At 55.5% G+C, this 18,208-nt stretch carries 13 protein-coding genes; 7 read left to right on the forward strand and 6 right to left on the reverse strand.

Features of this window, described 5'->3' with window-relative positions; translation table 11 throughout:
* The first annotated feature begins 21 nt into the window (after positions 1 to 21).
* The 5 genes from nrdA (at position 22) to ACFOSS_RS14690 (ending at position 5,160) form a co-directional block, all read left to right on the forward strand.
* On the forward strand, positions 22 to 2,292 hold the full coding sequence (gene nrdA / locus ACFOSS_RS14670; RefSeq protein WP_377153855.1) for a class 1a ribonucleoside-diphosphate reductase subunit alpha: 2,271 nt from the start codon (positions 22 to 24) through the stop codon (positions 2,290 to 2,292).
* A gap of 86 nt (positions 2,293 to 2,378) precedes the next feature.
* Entirely contained in the window at positions 2,379 to 3,509 is a 1,131-nt protein-coding gene (gene nrdB / locus ACFOSS_RS14675; protein ID WP_377153860.1) for a class Ia ribonucleoside-diphosphate reductase subunit beta, read from the forward strand.
* A complete protein-coding gene (locus ACFOSS_RS14680; protein WP_377153862.1) occupies positions 3,484 to 3,801 on the forward strand; it encodes a 2Fe-2S iron-sulfur cluster-binding protein in 318 nt (105 codons plus the stop codon). Before nrdB ends, ACFOSS_RS14680 begins: the two co-directional genes overlap by 26 nt.
* Before the next feature lie 67 nt (positions 3,802 to 3,868).
* Positions 3,869 to 4,567: a transglutaminase-like cysteine peptidase gene (locus ACFOSS_RS14685; RefSeq protein WP_377153865.1), complete on the forward strand. Its 699-nt coding sequence runs from the start codon at positions 3,869 to 3,871 to the stop codon at positions 4,565 to 4,567.
* Between the two features lie 224 nt (positions 4,568 to 4,791).
* Positions 4,792 to 5,160, forward strand: a complete 369-nt coding sequence (locus ACFOSS_RS14690) for a hypothetical protein (RefSeq protein ID WP_377153868.1) — start codon at positions 4,792 to 4,794, stop codon at positions 5,158 to 5,160.
* Between the two features lie 60 nt (positions 5,161 to 5,220).
* On the opposite strand, the gene ACFOSS_RS14695 is transcribed toward ACFOSS_RS14690, so the two are convergent.
* From ACFOSS_RS14695 to ACFOSS_RS14705, 3 genes are all read right to left on the reverse strand, one after another.
* Positions 5,221 to 6,168 (reverse strand): TAXI family TRAP transporter solute-binding subunit, encoded by a 948-nt coding sequence (locus ACFOSS_RS14695; RefSeq protein WP_377153958.1) that lies wholly within the window; start codon positions 6,166 to 6,168, stop codon positions 5,221 to 5,223.
* The gene (locus ACFOSS_RS14700; protein WP_377153870.1) at positions 6,168 to 7,454 is read right to left on the reverse strand and encodes a LapD/MoxY N-terminal periplasmic domain-containing protein; all 1,287 of its coding nucleotides are present in this window, start codon (positions 7,452 to 7,454) and stop codon (positions 6,168 to 6,170) included. Before ACFOSS_RS14700 ends, ACFOSS_RS14695 begins: the two co-directional genes overlap by 1 nt.
* A gap of 73 nt (positions 7,455 to 7,527) precedes the next feature.
* Positions 7,528 to 7,875 carry a DUF1496 domain-containing protein gene (locus ACFOSS_RS14705; protein WP_377153873.1) on the reverse strand — a complete coding sequence of 116 codons (348 nt, stop codon included), beginning with the start codon at positions 7,873 to 7,875 and terminating at the stop codon, positions 7,528 to 7,530.
* An 83-nt stretch (positions 7,876 to 7,958) separates the two neighbouring features.
* Between ACFOSS_RS14705 and ACFOSS_RS14710 the strand changes: the two genes are divergently transcribed.
* Entirely contained in the window at positions 7,959 to 8,528 is a 570-nt protein-coding gene (locus ACFOSS_RS14710; RefSeq protein WP_377153876.1) for a cysteine hydrolase family protein, read from the forward strand.
* 151 nt (positions 8,529 to 8,679) lie between these two features.
* On the forward strand, positions 8,680 to 9,909 hold the full coding sequence (gene serA / locus ACFOSS_RS14715; RefSeq protein ID WP_377153879.1) for a phosphoglycerate dehydrogenase: 1,230 nt from the start codon (positions 8,680 to 8,682) through the stop codon (positions 9,907 to 9,909).
* A 70-nt stretch (positions 9,910 to 9,979) separates the two neighbouring features.
* On the opposite strand, the gene ACFOSS_RS14720 is transcribed toward serA, so the two are convergent.
* From ACFOSS_RS14720 to ACFOSS_RS14730, 3 genes are all read right to left on the reverse strand, one after another.
* Positions 9,980 to 10,681: an SIMPL domain-containing protein gene (locus ACFOSS_RS14720; RefSeq protein WP_377153882.1), complete on the reverse strand. Its 702-nt coding sequence runs from the start codon at positions 10,679 to 10,681 to the stop codon at positions 9,980 to 9,982.
* Between the two features lie 31 nt (positions 10,682 to 10,712).
* Positions 10,713 to 11,291 carry a hypothetical protein gene (locus ACFOSS_RS14725; RefSeq protein ID WP_377153884.1) on the reverse strand — a complete coding sequence of 193 codons (579 nt, stop codon included), beginning with the start codon at positions 11,289 to 11,291 and terminating at the stop codon, positions 10,713 to 10,715.
* A 149-nt stretch (positions 11,292 to 11,440) separates the two neighbouring features.
* Positions 11,441 to 18,172 carry a T1SS-143 repeat domain-containing protein gene (locus ACFOSS_RS14730; RefSeq protein WP_377153887.1) on the reverse strand — a complete coding sequence of 2,244 codons (6,732 nt, stop codon included), beginning with the start codon at positions 18,170 to 18,172 and terminating at the stop codon, positions 11,441 to 11,443.
* Positions 18,173 to 18,208 lie beyond the last annotated feature (36 nt).

Consider the following 18,208-nt stretch of genomic DNA (forward strand, 5'->3'; position numbering starts at 1 on the left):
AACAAGGAATCAAGGACGGGTATGAACACCACGCTACAGGTCACCAAACGCGACGGCCGCACCGAATCTCTGGATCTGGAAAAGATCCACCGGGTAGTCACCTGGGCCGCTGAAGGCTTGCAGAATGTTTCGGTCTCACAGGTCGAGCTGCGTGCCCACCTGCAATTTTATGCGGGTATCAAAACGGCAGACATCCACGAAACCCTGATCCGCGCCGCGGCCGATCTGATCAGTACCGATGCGCCGGACTACCAGTATCTGGCCGCCCGTCTGGCGATGTTCCACCTGCGCAAGAAGGCCTATGGCGAATTTACGCCGCCATCGCTGTATCAGCATGTCCAACGCCTGGTTGCCGACGGCCGCTATGATGCCCACCTGCTGGCCGACTACAGCGCAGCCGAATTCAACGAACTCGATGGCTACCTGCGCCACGAGCGTGACATGCTGTTCGCCTATGCGGCGGTCAAGCAACTCGAAGGCAAATATCTGGTGCAGAACCGGGTCAGCGGCGAGATCTACGAAAGCCCGCAGTTCCTCTATATGCTGGTCGCGGCTTGTCTGTTTTCGCGCTATCCGCGCGCCAGTCGTCTGGACTACGTCAAGCGCTTCTATGATGCCTGCTCGACCTTCAAAATCTCGCTGCCGACGCCGATCATGTCCGGCGTGCGCACCCCGACGCGTCAGTTCAGCTCCTGCGTGCTGATCGAGTGTGACGATAGCCTGGACTCGATCAATGCCACGGCCTCAGCCGTGGTGCGTTATGTATCGCAGCGCGCCGGCATCGGCATCAACGCCGGCCGTATCCGCGCCCTCGGCTCGGAAATCCGCGGCGGCGAAGCATTCCACACCGGTTGTATTCCGTTCTACAAATATTTCCAGACCGCCGTGAAGTGCTGCTCGCAAGGCGGTGTGCGGGGTGGTGCCGCCACCGTGTTCTATCCGTTGTGGCATCTTGAGGTCGAATCGCTGCTGGTGCTGAAGAACAACCGCGGAGTCGAGGATAACCGTGTCCGACACATGGACTATGGTGTGCAGATCAACAAGCTGATGTACCAGCGCCTGATTCAGGGCGGCTACATTACGCTGTTTAGCCCATCCGCTGCGCCGGGCCTGTATGATGCGTTCTTCGCCGATCAGGCCGAGTTTGAGCGCCTGTATCTGCAATACGAAGCCGACCCGGCAGTGCGCAAGAAGCAGATCAAGGCCGTCGACCTGTTCTCACTGCTGATGCAGGAGCGTGCCGGTACCGGGCGTATCTATATCCAGAACGTCGACCATTGCAACACGCACAGCCCGTTCGATCCGGCACAGGCCCCGGTACGGCAGAGCAATCTGTGCATGGAGATCGCGCTGCCGACCAAACCACTGAACGATCTGCGTGACGATAATGGCGAGATTGCGCTATGTACCCTGTCGGCCTTCAACCTCGGCGCACTGAACTCCCTCGATGAGCTCGAACCCTTGGCCGATCTGGCAGTGCGCGCACTCGACGCCCTGCTGGACTACCAGGACTACCCGGTGCCGGCCGGAAAAAATGGCGCCATGTGGCGGCGACCGCTGGGGATTGGTGTCATCAACTACGCCTACTATCTCGCCAAGCACGGCGCCCGTTACTCCGATGGTTCGGCGCTGGGTCTGACCCACAGAACCTTCGAGGCGATCCAGTACTATCTGCTCAAAGCCTCGGTGGCGTTGGCCAAAGAGCTGGGCCCCTGCCCCAAGTTTGCCGAAACCACCTACGCCCAGGGCAAGCTGCCGATCGATACCTACAAGCGCGATCTGGACGAGGTTTGTGCCGAGCCGCTGCAACTGGATTGGGAAGGACTGCGTGCCGAGATCCGTCAGCACGGGCTGCGCAACAGCACCCTGACCGCGCTGATGCCGTCGGAGACCTCAAGCCAGATCGCCAATGCCACCAATGGCATCGAGCCGCCACGCGGCCTGATCAGCGTCAAGGCCTCCAAGGACGGCATCCTGCGCCAGGTGGTACCGGATTACGATACGCTGCAGCAGCAATACGAATTGCTCTGGAACCAGCCGTCGAACGAGGGCTACCTGCAGCTGGTCGGTGTGATGCAGAAATTCGTCGATCAGTCGATCTCGGCCAACACCAATTACGATCCGTCGCGTTTCGACGGTGGTAAGGTGCCGATGAAGCAGCTGCTCAAGGACCTGCTGACCGCCTATAAGCTGGGCGTCAAGACGCTGTACTATCACAACACCCGTGATGGTGCCGATGATGCGCAACTGACCCAGGACGATGGCTGCGCCGGTGGCGCCTGCAAAATTTGATAACGGCCCGTAAAGGCTCATGACCCAGTAATCAACACCACAGGACGCTTCGGCGTCCTGCTTGGCGTGGCACAGGATAACACCCGATGGCTTACAGCACTTTTAGCAAACACCCTAACAACGCCCTGCTGGAACCGATGTTCTTCGGCCAACCGGTGAACGTCGCCCGCTATGACCAGCAAAAGCACGAAATCTTCGAGCGCCTGATCGAAAAGCAGCTCTCCTTCTTCTGGCGCCCGGAAGAGGTAGACGTATCGCGCGATCGCATCGACTACCAGGCGCTGCCGGCCCACGAACAGCACATCTTCCTGTCGAATCTCAAGTACCAGACGCTGCTGGATTCGATTCAGGGCCGCAGCCCAAACGTCGCCCTGCTGCCGCTGGTCTCGCTGCCGGAGCTGGAGACCTGGATCGAGACCTGGGCCTTCTCCGAGACGATTCACTCGCGCTCTTACACTCACATCATCCGCAACATCGCCGCCGATCCCTCCCAGGTGTTCGACGACATTGTGGTCAACGATCAGATCCTGCGCCGGGCTGCGGACATCGCCCACTACTACGACGAGTTGATCCGTCTGACCCAGCTGTGGCAACAATTTGGTGAGGGTGACCACCTGCTCAACGGCGAGCGCGTCAGTGTCACCCTGCGCGCGCTGAAGCGTCAGCTGTATCTGTGCCTGATGAGTGTTAACGCGCTGGAAGCCATCCGCTTCTACGTCAGCTTCGCCTGCTCGTTTGCCTTTGCCGAACGGGAGCTGATGGAGGGCAACGCCAAGATCATCAAGCTGATTGCCCGTGATGAGGCGCTGCACCTGACCGGCACCCAGCATATGCTGAATCTGATGCAACAGGGCAAGGATGATCCCGAGATGGTCGACATCGCCCGCGAATGCCGCGACGAGTGCCAGCAGCTGTTCCTGCGTGCCGCCGAACAGGAGAAGGAGTGGGCTGAGTACCTGTTCAAGGATGGTTCGATGATCGGCCTCAACTGCGACATCCTGTGCCAGTACGTCGAATTCATCACCAATGTGCGCATGCAGGCGGTCGGCCTCAGCGCCCCGTTTGCCGAGCGTCAGAACCCGCTGCCATGGATCAACGCCTGGCTCAGTTCTGACAATGTGCAGGTGGCGCCGCAAGAGGTGGAGGTGAGCTCCTACCTGGTGGGGCAGATAGACAGCGAGATCAGTGCCGATGACCTCGACGGCTTCAGCCTCTGAACCAGCCGGCTGGCTGGTCACCCCGCTGGGGCGCTTTGCCGTGCGCCCCGGTGAAACCCTGCTCGCCACCCTGCTGCGCACCGGCCATGCGGTGGAATACCAGTGCCGCAGCGGCTACTGCGGGGCCTGTCGCCTGAAAATGGCGCCAGCTCAACGTCACGCCTTGTTACCCGTACAAACAGCATTGGCCAGTGTCGGGAGCGACGAGGTCCTGGCATGTTGCTGCCGAATTGCCCCGGCGCATCAGCTCGACTTGACCGCTATCCCGCACTTATCAAGCATCGAGACCTGAAGCACCCACCTGCAAACCGGCATTGACTGACTAGACTAGAAAGAAAGCCCCTTTCGTCGAGTCAGTCATGTCTGTTCTTAACACGCGCCGTATCCTCTGCCTGGTATTGATGCTGCCCTGCCTGCTCCAACCGGCCGCCGCCAGCTCGCCCACACCTATGATTGACTACCTGCAGCAACAGCAGATCCGAGACCGCCTGGTGCAGACCTACGGCCCGCAGGCCCTGAAGCGATTGGACAACCTCATCACCTTGGTTGCCAATCAGGGCAGCAACAACGACCGACGCAAGCTGGAGAGCGTGAATAATTACTTCAATCAGCTGATTTATGAAGGTGACCCCCGACTGTGGGGCATGACGGATTACTGGGCCAAACCCTTGGAGTTTATTGGCGCGCATGCCGGCGACTGCGAGGACTACAGTCTCGGAAAATACTATGTCTTGATGGAGCTGGGGATCAGCGAGGAAAAACTCAGACTGGTTTACGTCAAATCGGTGACTTATAACGAGTTTCATATGGTGCTCGCATATTATGCGACACCGAAGTCCGACCCGTTAATCCTCGACAACATCAAGGCAGCAATTTATCCCGCCAGTCGTCGTCCCGATTTATTGCCGGTATATAGTTTCAATGCACGTCACCTTTGGGTCATGAATCAACGCAAGGAGGGGCAACTGCTCGGCAATGCAGACCGGCTGACGCTGTGGAGTGATTTGCGCAACCGCATCGGTGATGGTCAATTCAAATCGCCGCGTGCGAAATTATAACGCCTAATAACAGCACCCTGCTTTTAGCAGTGACTGAAATAAAATAGAACGCGTGTCAGGCATGGTCAGAAGCTATTCGAATCCCATTTTTAGCGCGACATAAAAATAAAGCCTCATTGGAGGCCAAAATTATTCATAACTTCACGCGGCCGGCAGTAATACTGGCTTTTATATACGACTTCGTTAAACTTCGTCAGCTAATAATATCGAAAGGAAGCTGTAGCATGTTGAAAACTGTATTTATCTGCCTGACCATGAGTCTAGGCGCAATCACTACTGCCCATGCCAACCCAGGACAAGACGCCAAGGATTGCCTGTCCGCCACGAATGGCAACGAGAAAGTGGTATTCCACAATGCGTGTGATGAGCGTATTTTCGTGCTGTGGTGTGGCGCTCTTAAATACTCGAACAAGGGTTGTGGCGATGGGCCAGATGGTGGTTTCTACACCCATTCTAATAATATTGATCCTGGCCAGGATTATGAAATAGATGTTACCGGTGAGTATAATTATGCTTCCTGCCGCGGTGGAATAGACTTTGGCAATAGCAAGTATAAAGATTTCCCTGATGGCAGCTACCAGTGCCTGCAATAACCACAACTACATTTAAAACAGGGGCACAAGCCCCTGTTTATTATCCACTTCTTGCCAGCATTAGTTATTTTTTTGTGCGCGATCTATTTCCTCTCTCATCACCTCCGATCCAGGATGCAATGGAATTAATAGCGCCGGTTTCAGCATGTGTGCTGGGTAACGAAATAGATTGGCATACGCGGATACATTTTTGTTAAACAGCTGCCGTCCATTCCAGAATGCAATTAATAACTGACGAACAAAATCGATGGGCAATGTTTTGCGGGCTACCAATATTGCTGGTGTCGCCACTGTCGGTATCGGTGCAAGCAATTCAGGATAGAGTCTGCCGGGTATCTGACTCACTCGATATTCCGGATGCATGGCGACATAAGCGGTGATGATATCGGCGTTAAAAGGCAACAAGCGAATCGGACATTGCTTGGCCAAGTCCACAATAAAGCGATTGGGGTGACCGCTGAATATCGCAATCAGATCGACCTGCCCTTGGCACAGGGCCCTTTGCGGGTCGGGCGGGAACGTCTCGCGCCATTCACCTTGCAGCAACCCCGGCAAGGCAAGCAACCGACTGGCAGACGCCCGACTGCCGGATAACGGCGGGCCGAGGAATACCGGCCGCCCGCGCAGCGCAGGCAGTCCACCTTGCCAGCTTTTACGCACCACCAATGTCAGCGGTTCGGCATGGGTTGCCATCAGCGCGCGGAGATCCGCTTGTGGATGCCCGGCAAAAACGCCCTCGCCACGGTAAGCCGCTAACAACAGATCCCCCTGAACAAGGGCCATATCGGCGCCACCGTCCGCCAACAGCGCAAGGTTTTCCTGAGAGCCATCGGTTGGCAGGACCGAGCACTGCACCGCATGGGATTGCAAATTCACCAGACGGCAGAATTCACCCGCCATCTGGAAATAAACGCCACCGATTTCACCGCTGGCGATCACCAGATTGGTTGGCAGAGCATTTAAACCGGGCGCCAGCGTCAACAAGCAATAAAACAGCAGCGTTCGCATCACTCTGGCTCCGCGACCAAATAACCATTGAACTCGAGTTCCAGCATCAAGGCTGTATCCAGACAGCCATATACCAGGACACCCACGCCCAAATCATGCAAGGTCACATTTTGCAGGATCCAGTATTGAGCAGGCAGCGCGGCACTCCATTGACAGATGACCCAACGCGGACGCATCCACTCAAGCCATTGATAGTCCTGGCGGCTGCAACCAAAATCCGCCAGCACATGCTCATAGCCCAAGCGTTTAAGCACCTTGAACAGCGCGGCGGGCGATGGTTGATCGATGACGGGACGACCAACCCACTCCAGCATCCCGGGCCGCCCCTTGCGCAACAACTCCAACAACGCATCACGGTAAGGGGAGACCAGCAATTCCAGGGGTATCCGTCGCCCCTGCCCCATGGCCGCTGTGGTGCCAAGCCAGTATCGATTGAACGCTGCCCATAGCTGTTCAATATCACCTTGCTGACAGAACAGGCTCGCATCGTTGACCTGGCGGTAAAGTACTAACTGGCCCTGGGTGGAGGTGAACACACCGCGCGGCAACGACGAGCGCACCGATAGCTCGGAGTCCGCTGCCAGTCTCCAGCGCAGCAGTTTCAATTTGCGCCGCTCATGATTGCGGCGCTTTTCCTGGATCAACCGATTCACGGCCTCATCCAACTGTCGGATTTCATGCCAGAAAGCAGGCGGTACCGGTGACGGAAGGTGATTGCCCGCCATGGCGGAGATACGCTGAATCACTGCACGCAGCGGAAGGAGCACAAAGAGCAGCAAAGCAAACAGTAACAGCAATGCGACCAGGATACCGAACGACAGGATACCAGCCTGGCGCTGGATGGCTTGCCATAAATAGGCGTAGCCGTAACTGCTGTGGCCTGTGATGGTGAGCATGCCAAGAATATTCCAGCCGTCGGTAATCTCCTGCTGTACCGTTTGTTCCGCAAACGGCACGTAATCAGGCAACCAGCTGGGGACCTCTTTGATGGGGGCGGTAAATTCACGCGCAAACACGACCTTACCATCGGGATCCACAAGGCGGATTGATTTGACATAGCCACCATCAAATAGCGCATTGACGAGGGTTTCAGCCATCACAGGATCACCGCCGAGGAACGCCCCCTGCAGCACCAGCCCCAACGAGGTCACCGAGGTTTCCAGATTGGCTTGCATCTGATCCTGAATCGAATCTCGCAGTGTGAGCAACTGACTTCGAGCCATCACCAGCGACCAGAGCAGTAACAGGCTGATGAGTCCCAAAGCCAGCAGTCGGGAGAGGCGCATAGGCTGATTCCGCGGCAGCTAAACTATTCGCTAAGACTAGACCAGCCAGACAGGATCAGCCAAAACGGGGAAACTATTGGCCTTTTCCGGTCTGAATTGTCACTTTCCCCGCAGCGGCGCCAGCCTCACCAACCGGACGCCAACTCAAGGCACCATTGGTCTCGTAGTCATTCTCGCGCGCGCACTCTAGCCACGCGCTGCCCGCTTGCAACCTTGCTCCCTTCGAGTACTTTTCTCCATTAAACCAGCATACGCGCTCGCCAGCTCCGTCGACCGGCACCAGCAAATTGGCTCTGCGATCCGATGTCTGAATCACCGTATTGCCGTTGAGATTGTCCGTACCGACCAAGATTTGCCCGGCAAGGCTCACCTGACAAGAAAAGAGCCCTGCCAACAACATACTGATGCATGAAAAACGCATATTCGCCTCCGAATGAACACAGACACCGTGACCGGCATGCATCGCTCTGATAGCATCCGATATTATCTCGAATGGAGCTCATTATGCCCAGCGCCTCACGTCTCGCGCTGCTTGTGATAGACATGCAGCAAGGGCTATTCGCCTCAGAGCAAAGCCGTTATCGCAGTGCCAACGTTGTCGCCAACATCAATCTGCTGATCCATCACTGCCATCTGCAATCACGCCCTGTCATTTTCATTCAGCATGACGGAGGACGCGATGATCCGCTAGAGCCGCACACACCAGGCTGGAACTTATTGCCTCAATTACGACGCGCCGCCCATGATCACGTACTACGCAAGACCGCGTGCGACGCCTTTTATCGTACCGGGTTAGCCCCTTTGCTGCACTCGTTGCGCGTTGGCACACTGATGATTACCGGTTGCGCGACGGACTTTTGCGTCGATACCACATTGCGGGCCGCGGCCAGCCTCGACTATCAATTACTGGCCATCAGCGATGCGCATACGACTGCCAATCGCCCACACCTCGCGGCAGAACAAATCATCCGTCATCACAACTTCATGTGGCAGAATCTGCTAATACCTACGCCGATTGAATTGATTGAAACGAAACAGATGCTGGAACGGCTGCAAAACGATTGCGCAGCCTGACTGAATACAACCTCAATCATCTGCAGAACAAAAGGAAAGCTGATTGCCCACCTAGGCCCTTTTTTGCTAGTTTACTTGCCTCACCAGAGATGGAACGACAAGCGCTGACACTTGGCGTTGCCTACTATAACGTTGCGCGAGAGGGACCTAAATGAGCCGATTCTCATTGGACAAAGACAAGATCAAGATCCTGCTGCTGGAAGGTGTTCACCCTAATACGGTGGAGACTTTCAAGGCGGCTGGTTATACCAATATCGATTACCAAAAGGGTGCACTTGAAGAAGCCGATCTGATCGAGCGGATTCGTGATGCCCACTTCGTCGGTATTCGCTCCCGCACCAATCTCAATGAAAAGGTGCTTGCCGAGGCCCACAAGCTGGTCGCCATTGGCTGTTTCTGTATCGGTACCAACCAGGTCGCCCTGAAGGCCGCTGCAGCTCGGGGCATCCCGGTGTTCAACGCACCGTTCTCCAATACCCGCAGCGTCGCTGAACTGGTATTGGGTGAGATTCTGCTGCTGTTGCGTGGTATTCCTGCCAAGAATGCCAAGGCGCATCGCGGTGAATGGGATAAGAGCGCCAACAATTCAGTCGAAGCTCGTGGCAAGAAATTGGGCATTATCGGCTACGGTCATATCGGTACCCAGCTGTCGATCATTGCCGAGAATATCGGTATGAAGGTGTTCTACTACGACATCGAAAACAAATTATCCCTGGGGAATGCGACGCAGGTTGCCACACTCAAGGAGTTGCTTGGCATGGCCGATGTCGTGAGCCTGCACGTTCCGGAAACGGCCTCAACCAAAGACATGATCGGTAGCGAGGAGCTGGCTAACATGAAGCCGGGCGCCATACTGATCAACGCCGCGCGGGGGACTGTGGTTGATATCCCGGCCCTGACGGCCGCACTGGAAAGTGGCCATCTGTCTGGTGCCGCGATTGACGTTTTCCCGGTCGAGCCGACAGCCAACGGTGAGCCGTTTGTTTCTCCGCTGCAAAAGTTCGACAACGTCCTGCTGACCCCGCATATCGGTGGTTCAACACAGGAAGCACAAGAGAACATCGGTCTGGAAGTATCAAGCAAGCTGATCAAGTACTCAGACAATGGTTCGACGCTGTCTGCCGTCAACTTCCCGGAAGTCTCACTGCCTCAGCACCATGACTCCAGCCGTCTGCTGCACATCCATCGCAATCAGCCCGGGATTCTGAACAAGATCAACCAGTTCTTTGCCGATCAGGGCATCAACATCGCAGGCCAGTACCTGCAAACCACGCCGGAAATTGGTTATGTGGTGATTGATGTCGAGACCGAACGTAGCGAAGAAGCTCTGGCGCACTTGAAGACCATTGATGGAACCCTGCGAGCCCGGATCCTGCACTGATGTTCGCGTTAAACATAAACAAAAGCCCGCTGATGCGGGCTTTTGTTTACGCACAGAAATGGCAACCGCGTTACTCCATCAGGTAAACCACAGTCACTGTATCTTCAAAGTTGACAGCCTGCGGCTGAAACAGGCTCTGGCCCTCGGCCTTCATATTCATGACCGCAGAGAGTGGACGGACAGCACGATCAGTGGGCAGGTACTGGATGGAATAGACCTTTCCCAGTGACGCAGCGTATGACTTCGCCACATCCGCAGCGGTATTGCGCGAGTCGGCCAACGCCTGCTCCCGCACTTGCTTGCGATAGCGCTCGGCATCCCGAACCCCATACTCGATCTGGTTAACCGAGTTAAGACCGGCCTTGAGCGCAACATCGATCAATTGTCCTACGCGTTCGAGTTGATATATCCGGATCGACACATCGCGTACTGCCTGATATCCCAGCTGTCGACGTATTCCCTTATCACTGTATTCGAAGTCCGGGTTGAGTTGCAGATTGCCCGCGACGACATCCTTGCCATTGAAGCCAGCCGCTTCGAGTGCATTAACAAATGCCGCCACGCGTCGATCTGCCTCTTGTCGGGCTTTCTGCGCATCTGCATCCTGCAGGCTGATGGCAAACGAGACCGTCGCCATGTCTGCAGGCACCGACATTGAGGCCTGTCCGCGGGTGACCAGATGCGCGCTGGACGGTAATCCAAGCTCTTGCGCCTGAGTGGACATCATGATGGCAACAGCGCAAAAACCGGCCATGAACCGTTTTATCAGCATAGAAAAAAGCCTCGGTAAACAGAATGTTGAACTAAATCAGTATGCCGTTATCTGGGTATTCTGGAAGCAGCGGCATCTGTATTGGATCGGCGCCATGCGTCAGATAGAGGTAATCAATATCGGATACGGCTGGCGATTCCAGCACAGGTAAATGTTCGATGTCACTTTGGGTGCTGGCACCAAAGAACGTGTCCAATGTTTCGTCTGCATCCGATACGATCGATGTCAACGCCAGCGAATTGCCATGACTATGCTCCTCAGTCAAGGCGGCGGAAGTGTCCGTCAGCATCATGTCGCCATCTTGCAACGAGAGCGTCAGGACGGGCACAGGCAACTGCGTCAAGGCAACCTGATGTTCGCCAGCCACATCCCCGAACCGTAACACTGTGCCCTCTAGTTCGGCCGTTGCAACCAGCGGCGTCAGCTCCATGTGGCCAAGTTGAAAATCGACATTCAAAAACCCGAGCGGGTTTCCTTGTTCATCCGATATCTCCAGCCCATCCAGCTGATGGCCCGGTAGTAGGGTTTGGAAGCCCACAGCCGTCTGGCAGAGGATGTTCTCCCCCTGCGCGGCATATCGCACGCCATCTACTTCCAGCCAGTCAATCATGGCCATATGACTCCCCACCTAGCAACTGACCTCATTGTACGCAAAAAATGTAGCTTGTCAGTAATTGAGGCCGTTTTTTGCCTATGGCAACCCACTCTCCACGCTGGCCAAGCGGGAGGTGCGACAAGCACCTCCCGCATTGGTCGCCACTACTTGATCACACCGTCATGATTCACCAGATAATCCTGAAGTTGCTGCAGCTCGATTGCATTGGAGCCCAATCCTTCCAGGGCAATCGTCATATCCGGCGCGCCGCCACCCGTTGCATTACCCGCACTGTAGACCTTCACCAAGGCATCTTCACCACTACCCTGTACGACGGAGAGATAGTTGGCAAGACTGCCCGTCGTCGGATCATTCAGCACGTCACTCAGATCCAGCTTATCCTGACCAATTGCAAAGTCCTTGATGGTATCGACATGGGCATCCTTGTCTGCAGTCATGAATTTGAAGATATCGGCACCGTCACCACCGGTGAGAATATCCGCACCCAAACCGCCACGCAGCGTGTCGTTGCCCGCGCCGCCACTGAGCTGGTCGTCCCCGGCATCACCATTCAAGGTATCATCACCCGCACCACCGATCAGAATGTCATTGCCTGCCCCCCCATTCAGCGTTGTGCTGGTATCGTTGGCGATCAGGGTGTCATTACCATCGGTGCCGTTGAGCGTGGTACCGGATTGGTAACTCAGGGTGACATGCGCCTCATCCTCGCCACCTCGGCTGTCCGAGACGACATATGACGAAGTCACCGTCGGTGCATCATCGGCTGCGGCGGCATAGTTAATGCTCAGCCCCAACGTATAATTTTCACCGCCAGTTCCTCCGCCAGTTGCGGCTCCATTATCATCGACGTTCACGACGCGGATTTGGTAATTCCCGGACACATCACAGTTCAAATACCCTCCGCTTAACGGGGTGAACTCGGTATCACCCACCCGTCGATACTCGAACGCGATATCAGTAGCTGCATCTACTGTCCCACCCAGAACCGTAGAGATGCTGAGGACTTCACCAGCCACTAAGGCGAGCGTCAGCAAATCGCTGTTGTTGCCCTGATTCACGCCATTCAGCGCCCCCTTGACGGTCAGTGTCGCGTAATTGGCTAATTGCCCAGTCTTGGAGAAATCACTGCGATTGAGGGTAGCCGTGTTGCCGACCGTCTTGGTCACGATACTGCTGCTGGTAAAATCCGCCCCCCGCGGTTGCCAATCGGTGATGAACGCTGTCTTGGACACTGTGAGTGTATCGCCGTCGGCATCGCTGTCGTTTGCCAGCAGAATGGACGACGGCAGCGTCAAGGTTCCACTCAGAATGTTGGTGATGATGTTGTCATCACCCGCGACCGGAGCATGGTTCGGCTGAATGGTTAACGTTGAACTACTGGTATCTCCATCGCCATCCACAATCGTATAGCCTAATGTGACCGCATTCCCAGTGGCGCCCGATGACGGTGGCGTAAAGACATAGCTACCATCGCTGTTAATCTGCAACGATCCGATCGTGGCACCCAAATCGATGGTATAGGAACTATGTGATCCATCGAACGTATAGGTCGTTACCGCCCCAGCCCCGGCGCCATCCGCATCGAAGGTAACCGATTGCAGCTTGATGGCATCACTGCCATCTGCCCCCCAGACATCGTTGGTCGTGACATTCCCCGTACTGTTGCTGGCCAGTTGTGTCAGCGTTCCAGATAACTGGCTGGCCGAGCTAATCAGAATGACATTGGCATTTGAGTCGCCACTGCTGTCTGATGTCCAGGCCACATCCCGCAAGTCAGAATCCGTCTGGCTGACGCCTGATCCGATGCCGATGGCATAAACCTCGTCAATCTGTGCTGCGGTATTCTTCAGACTATTCAGGAAGTCAACCCAGGCGCCACGCTCATCATCATCGATGTCATTCGTATCGAACCCATCCGAACCATAAGGTTCTCCATCGGACAGGAAATAGGCGTAGGTCTTGTCAGCGGTGACGCGTTCCTGAGAGATGGTCGCATTCTGATAGGTGGACATGACCACATCCAGCGCATCGTCATAGTCGGTATAGCCCTCAGAGTAGACATCTGCCTGATTAATCCGGGCAATGGCCTCTTCGCCGCTCAACCACGTCATCTCCTTGGTCCCGTTGTTGTAGGTCAGTACGGTGGCATCACTGTCAAAATCCACCACCATGACGCTTTGCAACGCGGAACCATAGGTATTGATGAGATTGGCAACCGCACTCTTGATCAGCGCCATGTTTGCGTCCCCAATACTGCCTGACGTATCCAGCATCAAGATCAGGTTGACAGTCTCGGTACTGACTGCACCGCTCTTGACGGTATCGGCCACGGCGCTCGGGGTATCGTCGACGATCTGCACATTAAAGCTGGTATGCGCGCTGGATGAGCCATCGGAAACCGACAAATTGATGCTTTCCGTCACACTCTCGCTACTGGGTGAGGGGTTATCAACCGCTGATTTCAGCTGGTACTGGTAAGTAAAAGTACCATTGCTGTAACCGGTAATGCTCAGCTCACCATGCCCTGTCGTCACAGCGGAGCCGACCAATCCTGCCAGACCCAAGGGACCGACATTCAGAACCTGAGTACCAATCGTGATACTGGTGATGTCATCCAGGCCATCGGCATCCCCGACCGTAAACTGGCCTGTGGCAAACTCGCCATTGCCTGTCGCACTGGAGCCGCCCGTCAAACCAGACTCGTAAACCGATTCGCTGCTCTGGTTACCCGTGGTCAAGGGGTCCGTATCCACAACAATCGTTGGATCCGAGTTGGTGCCTGTTATCGTAACCCGCAAGAGAGCCTCGTCGGTGGCACTATCTGTATTCACGGCCGTGTACTCGGCGCCCACCTTCATCGTCTCACCAAGATCCAGGGCATTGGCCATCGCCTTGTAGTGCTCAAACAGGCTGAAGCTGTAGCCACCTGTGCTGGTGAAGGTGATCGTCCCCACTTGCGTCGTTGACAGACTGCCATCCGGATTGAGCAGGAACAGTCCTTGTGGGCTCGTATCACTTACGGCCAACGGCCTATCGGATGTGTCCGGATCGGTGTCATTGGTCAGTACATTGATGTGGCCACTCACCGTCGATTGCACCGCGCCTTCCGTAAAGTTATCGCTGTCGTCCACCGCCGTCATCGCATCATCTGCACCTGTGATAGTGATGCGGAGTATGGCATCGTCGCTCACATTGTCCTGATTACGAGCCGTGTATTCGACCCCAACTTTGAAGGACTGTTCAGAATCCAACGCATTTGCCTGCGCCTTATAGCTGTCCAGCAATGTGAGGCTGTAACCACCCGTGCTGTTAAAGGTGATATACCCAGCGTGAGTAGTGCTCAGCGAGCCATCGGCATTGAGCAGGTACAGTTTCTGCGACACGGTATCACTGACCACCAAGGGGTTATCCGTAGCATCCGGCTCAACGTCATTGGTCAACACATTGATATTGCCGGAGACGGTCGTTTGTACCTGATCCTCCGTCAGGCTATCAACGTCATCGACTGCCGTCATCGCGTCGTCAGCGCCATTGATGGTGATCCGCAGCAGGGCCTCGTCGGTGGCACTATCTGTATTCACGGCCGTGTACTCGGCCCCCACCTTCATCGTCTCATTTGCATCCAGGGCATTGGCCATCGCCTTGTAGTTATCAAACAGGCTGAAGCTGTAGCCACCTGTGCTGGTGAAGGTAATCGTCCCCACTTGCGTCGTTGACAGACTGCCATCCGAATTGAGCAGGAACAGCCCTTGCGGGCTCGTATCACTTACGGCCAACGGCTTATCGGATGTGTCCGGATCGGTGTCATTGGTCAGCACATTTTTCGTGCCTGTGACGCTGGCTGAGTCTATGACTGCAGATTGCACTGCCGCCTCGCTAACACTCGCGGCATCATCGTTGGCAACCAGGGGATCATCGCTGCCATTTATGGTGATGGTCACCGATGCGGTACTGGTATCGCCATCGGCATCCTTGAGCGTATAGCTGAAGCTCTGCGTCAGCGTTTCACCGTCATCCAGGCGCTGTACCGCTGGGTTGGCATTATTCAGCGTGAAGGTGTACTCACCATTCGCCAACAAGGTAAACGTACCCAGTGCATTGGTTTGCGTCTTGGGGATGACTTCGGCACCATCTGCGCCTTGCGCATCATTGAGCAAGACATTGCCATGGATCTGGTTACTGACACCATCCTCGGCAATAGCATCCTCATCCGCAACCGCAACCGGGACGTCATCTTCAATCTGGATGATGAAATCACCGGACAAGGTCACGGGGTTGCCATCGGTATCCTCAGCCAGTAACAGGCTGGCAAAATTCAGGCTCAGCAACTCGTCATCATCACCGTTACCCAGCAAGTGATCGATTGGCCCATTCAGGGTGAAGGTGTAATCACCATCCGTTTCGACAACCAACGTGAAGATGGGTGTATTACCCGCCGTCGCCGTCAAGGTATTGCCCGAGACCTGATACACCAGGCCCACACCGTCAGATGTGGCCGGGGTCAAGCTGCTGGTATCCGTCTTCAGGCTGAAACTGACTCCCTGAGCGCTGCCGACGACCAGATCTCCGACATTGCCAGTCGCTTCAGTCGTCACCGCATCGTTGTCCGTCTTGCCACCGGAAAGCTCATCTTCGTCCACCTGAGCCACGAGAGGGCTCGGATCCTCGACATAAACATGCAAGGTGGCGGAGGAAGGATCGCCATCGCTATCGACAATCGTGTATTCGAACGATTCCTGCCTATCGCCGTTGATGTCATCGGCAGCCTGATAACTCCAACTGCCATTGCTGAAATCAAAGCTCAGCGCTCCACCATATTCAGTTGCAACGCCGGTCAGGCTATGGCCAGTCACCGTCGTCTCACCCGTCGCCGTGGTGACGGTAATAGTCTCATTGCCATCCCAGCTGTAAGTGACGCCGTTGATCACAATGGCGCTGATATGGCCAGCGCCATCCGCCCCGAAACCGTCGTCGTCAGCAGTGCCCACACTGTTATCACTACCAGAGAGTACGTTTCCTGATACCAGGCCACCGGCAACCTGATCCACAAGCGTGCTGACCAGGGCATCAAACCCTGAAATCAGAATCGGCGTGCCGAGGCCATCGACATCGACGTCCTGCAGATTACCGGTATTGATATTGCTACCGACACCAATCGTCGTGACATTCAGATTGTGATTGTCGACATACTCATTCCAGATAGGGGCCACACTATCACTCAATGCATTGTTGGTGCCTGTCTGCTCATTCGGATTACCATCGCTGATAAAGAAGACCTGATTGCTACTGCCAACCACAGGGGTAAAGGAGTCCATTACCTCGTTCACTGCGGCAGTAAAGTCCGTCCAGCCATCATACGGACGGTCGCCACCGGGGAGCGTCGGATTGAGACTATTGAGAAGATCCGTCAGATCGGACAGGGTCGTCACGACATCATAAGCCTGAGCCGTGCCGGAAAACGCGACCAACTGAATGGCCACATTGCCGCTCGCCTCGTTAAACAGCTTGGTCGCTGCCGCCTGTACTGCATCCAGCATGGTGTCAACATTGGTATTGCTGATACTGCCGCTAAAGTCGAGCACGAAGCAGACATTGAAGTTTTGCTGACTGCCGGCTTCAACGGTGGCGTAATCGTCCTGAGCAACCGGTGTGTCGTCATCAACCTTAATCGTCAATGTGCCCGGTTTGACATCGGCGTCGCCATCGGTGACCACATAACCGACATCGATGGTGGCATTGTTTTCATCCAGGCCATCGGCGTGGGTTACAGGAGCATTCTGCTCAACACTGTAGTCACCGGTATCCGGATCCAGTGTCAGCGTCATTACCTTGGTATCACCTTGCATGATATACAGAATGTTGCTGTCATCAGCGTCAAGTACATAGGTGAATCCACTGGTCGGAGTCTCGGTAGACCAGCTCAAGGTTCCGCCATCCGCCCCGAAGGTATGGCTCAAGGTCCCCGTCAGGTGATTGGCATCCACATCATCGTCAGTACCACCAACAATCCCATTCGCCAGAGCATCATCATCCAGTTGGACGGTATCATTTAGTCCGCTCGCGGGCTGGTCATCGGCAATGTAGACATCGAAGCTGCCACTGGCGCGGTCATCGCCATCAAAGACCTCCAGGCTGATGGTTTCACTAAAGCCATTGGTGTCCGCGCCAGCACTCACCGCCGCGGACGAGTCGTTGTCTACCGGCCGCAACAGCTCATAGATATAGGTAAAGGTACCGCTGGTTTCATCAAAACTGTCCAGCGTCACTTGGCCATACGGCGTATTGACGGTCTCACCAACCAGACCCAGCAGGCCATCAGGACCCACCGGCAGCTCGGTACCGGCAATCGTGATGCTCTGGATATCATCCAGGCCATCCGCATCCCCAACCCGGAAGCTGCCGCTGGTCAGCTCGCTGTCACTGGCTGCATCCGAACCTGACGCCAGGCCGGATTCGAACACCTGACCGCCCTCGCCCAATACCTCCAGGCTAGGTCCATCATTGCTGCCGGTAATGGTGATGGTCAGCGTCGCTTCACTGCTATCGCCGTCGCCATCCGTCAGCACATAGGTGTACTCACGCACCAGCGTCTCGCCGCTGTCGAGTGCCTGGATCTGTGCATTATTGTCGTTCAGTTCAAAGGTATAGGAACCGTCCGCAGCCAACACAAAGTGACCAATATCATCGGACAGGTCTTGTGTCGTCACAGTCGCACCATCGGCACCCGCCAAATCATTATCCATGACGTTACCGCTGATGCTGACAGCAGGATCCTGTAATGCAAACAACTGTATTTGGTCGCTACCTGCAGACAGATCGATCTGGTTGCTGTCATCCACCGCCGTCGGCTCATCGTCGACAATCTGGATCGCCAACGTCGTGCTGCTGCTATCGCCATCCCGGTCGGTCAC

Origin of the sequence: Pseudaeromonas sharmana (assembly GCF_042649925.1) — a bacterium.
Classification (GTDB): domain Bacteria; phylum Pseudomonadota; class Gammaproteobacteria; order Enterobacterales; family Aeromonadaceae; genus Pseudaeromonas; species Pseudaeromonas sharmana.

What these genes read in the sequence shown, in the direction of transcription:
- nrdA (WP_377153855.1), top strand. Translation starts at nt 22, where the DNA reads ATGAACACCACGCTACAGGTCACCAAACGCGACGGCCGCACCGAATCT.
- nrdB (WP_377153860.1), top strand. Translation starts at nt 2,379, where the DNA reads ATGGCTTACAGCACTTTTAGCAAACACCCTAACAACGCCCTGCTGGAA.
- ACFOSS_RS14680 (WP_377153862.1), top strand. Translation starts at nt 3,484, where the DNA reads ATGACCTCGACGGCTTCAGCCTCTGAACCAGCCGGCTGGCTGGTCACC.
- ACFOSS_RS14685 (WP_377153865.1), top strand. Translation starts at nt 3,869, where the DNA reads ATGTCTGTTCTTAACACGCGCCGTATCCTCTGCCTGGTATTGATGCTG.
- ACFOSS_RS14690 (WP_377153868.1), top strand. Translation starts at nt 4,792, where the DNA reads ATGTTGAAAACTGTATTTATCTGCCTGACCATGAGTCTAGGCGCAATC.
- ACFOSS_RS14695 (WP_377153958.1), bottom strand. Translation starts at nt 6,168, where the DNA reads ATGCGAACGCTGCTGTTTTATTGCTTGTTGACGCTGGCGCCCGGTTTA.
- ACFOSS_RS14700 (WP_377153870.1), bottom strand. Translation starts at nt 7,454, where the DNA reads ATGCGCCTCTCCCGACTGCTGGCTTTGGGACTCATCAGCCTGTTACTG.
- ACFOSS_RS14705 (WP_377153873.1), bottom strand. Translation starts at nt 7,875, where the DNA reads ATGCGTTTTTCATGCATCAGTATGTTGTTGGCAGGGCTCTTTTCTTGT.
- ACFOSS_RS14710 (WP_377153876.1), top strand. Translation starts at nt 7,959, where the DNA reads ATGCCCAGCGCCTCACGTCTCGCGCTGCTTGTGATAGACATGCAGCAA.
- serA (WP_377153879.1), top strand. Translation starts at nt 8,680, where the DNA reads ATGAGCCGATTCTCATTGGACAAAGACAAGATCAAGATCCTGCTGCTG.
- ACFOSS_RS14720 (WP_377153882.1), bottom strand. Translation starts at nt 10,681, where the DNA reads ATGCTGATAAAACGGTTCATGGCCGGTTTTTGCGCTGTTGCCATCATG.
- ACFOSS_RS14725 (WP_377153884.1), bottom strand. Translation starts at nt 11,291, where the DNA reads ATGATTGACTGGCTGGAAGTAGATGGCGTGCGATATGCCGCGCAGGGG.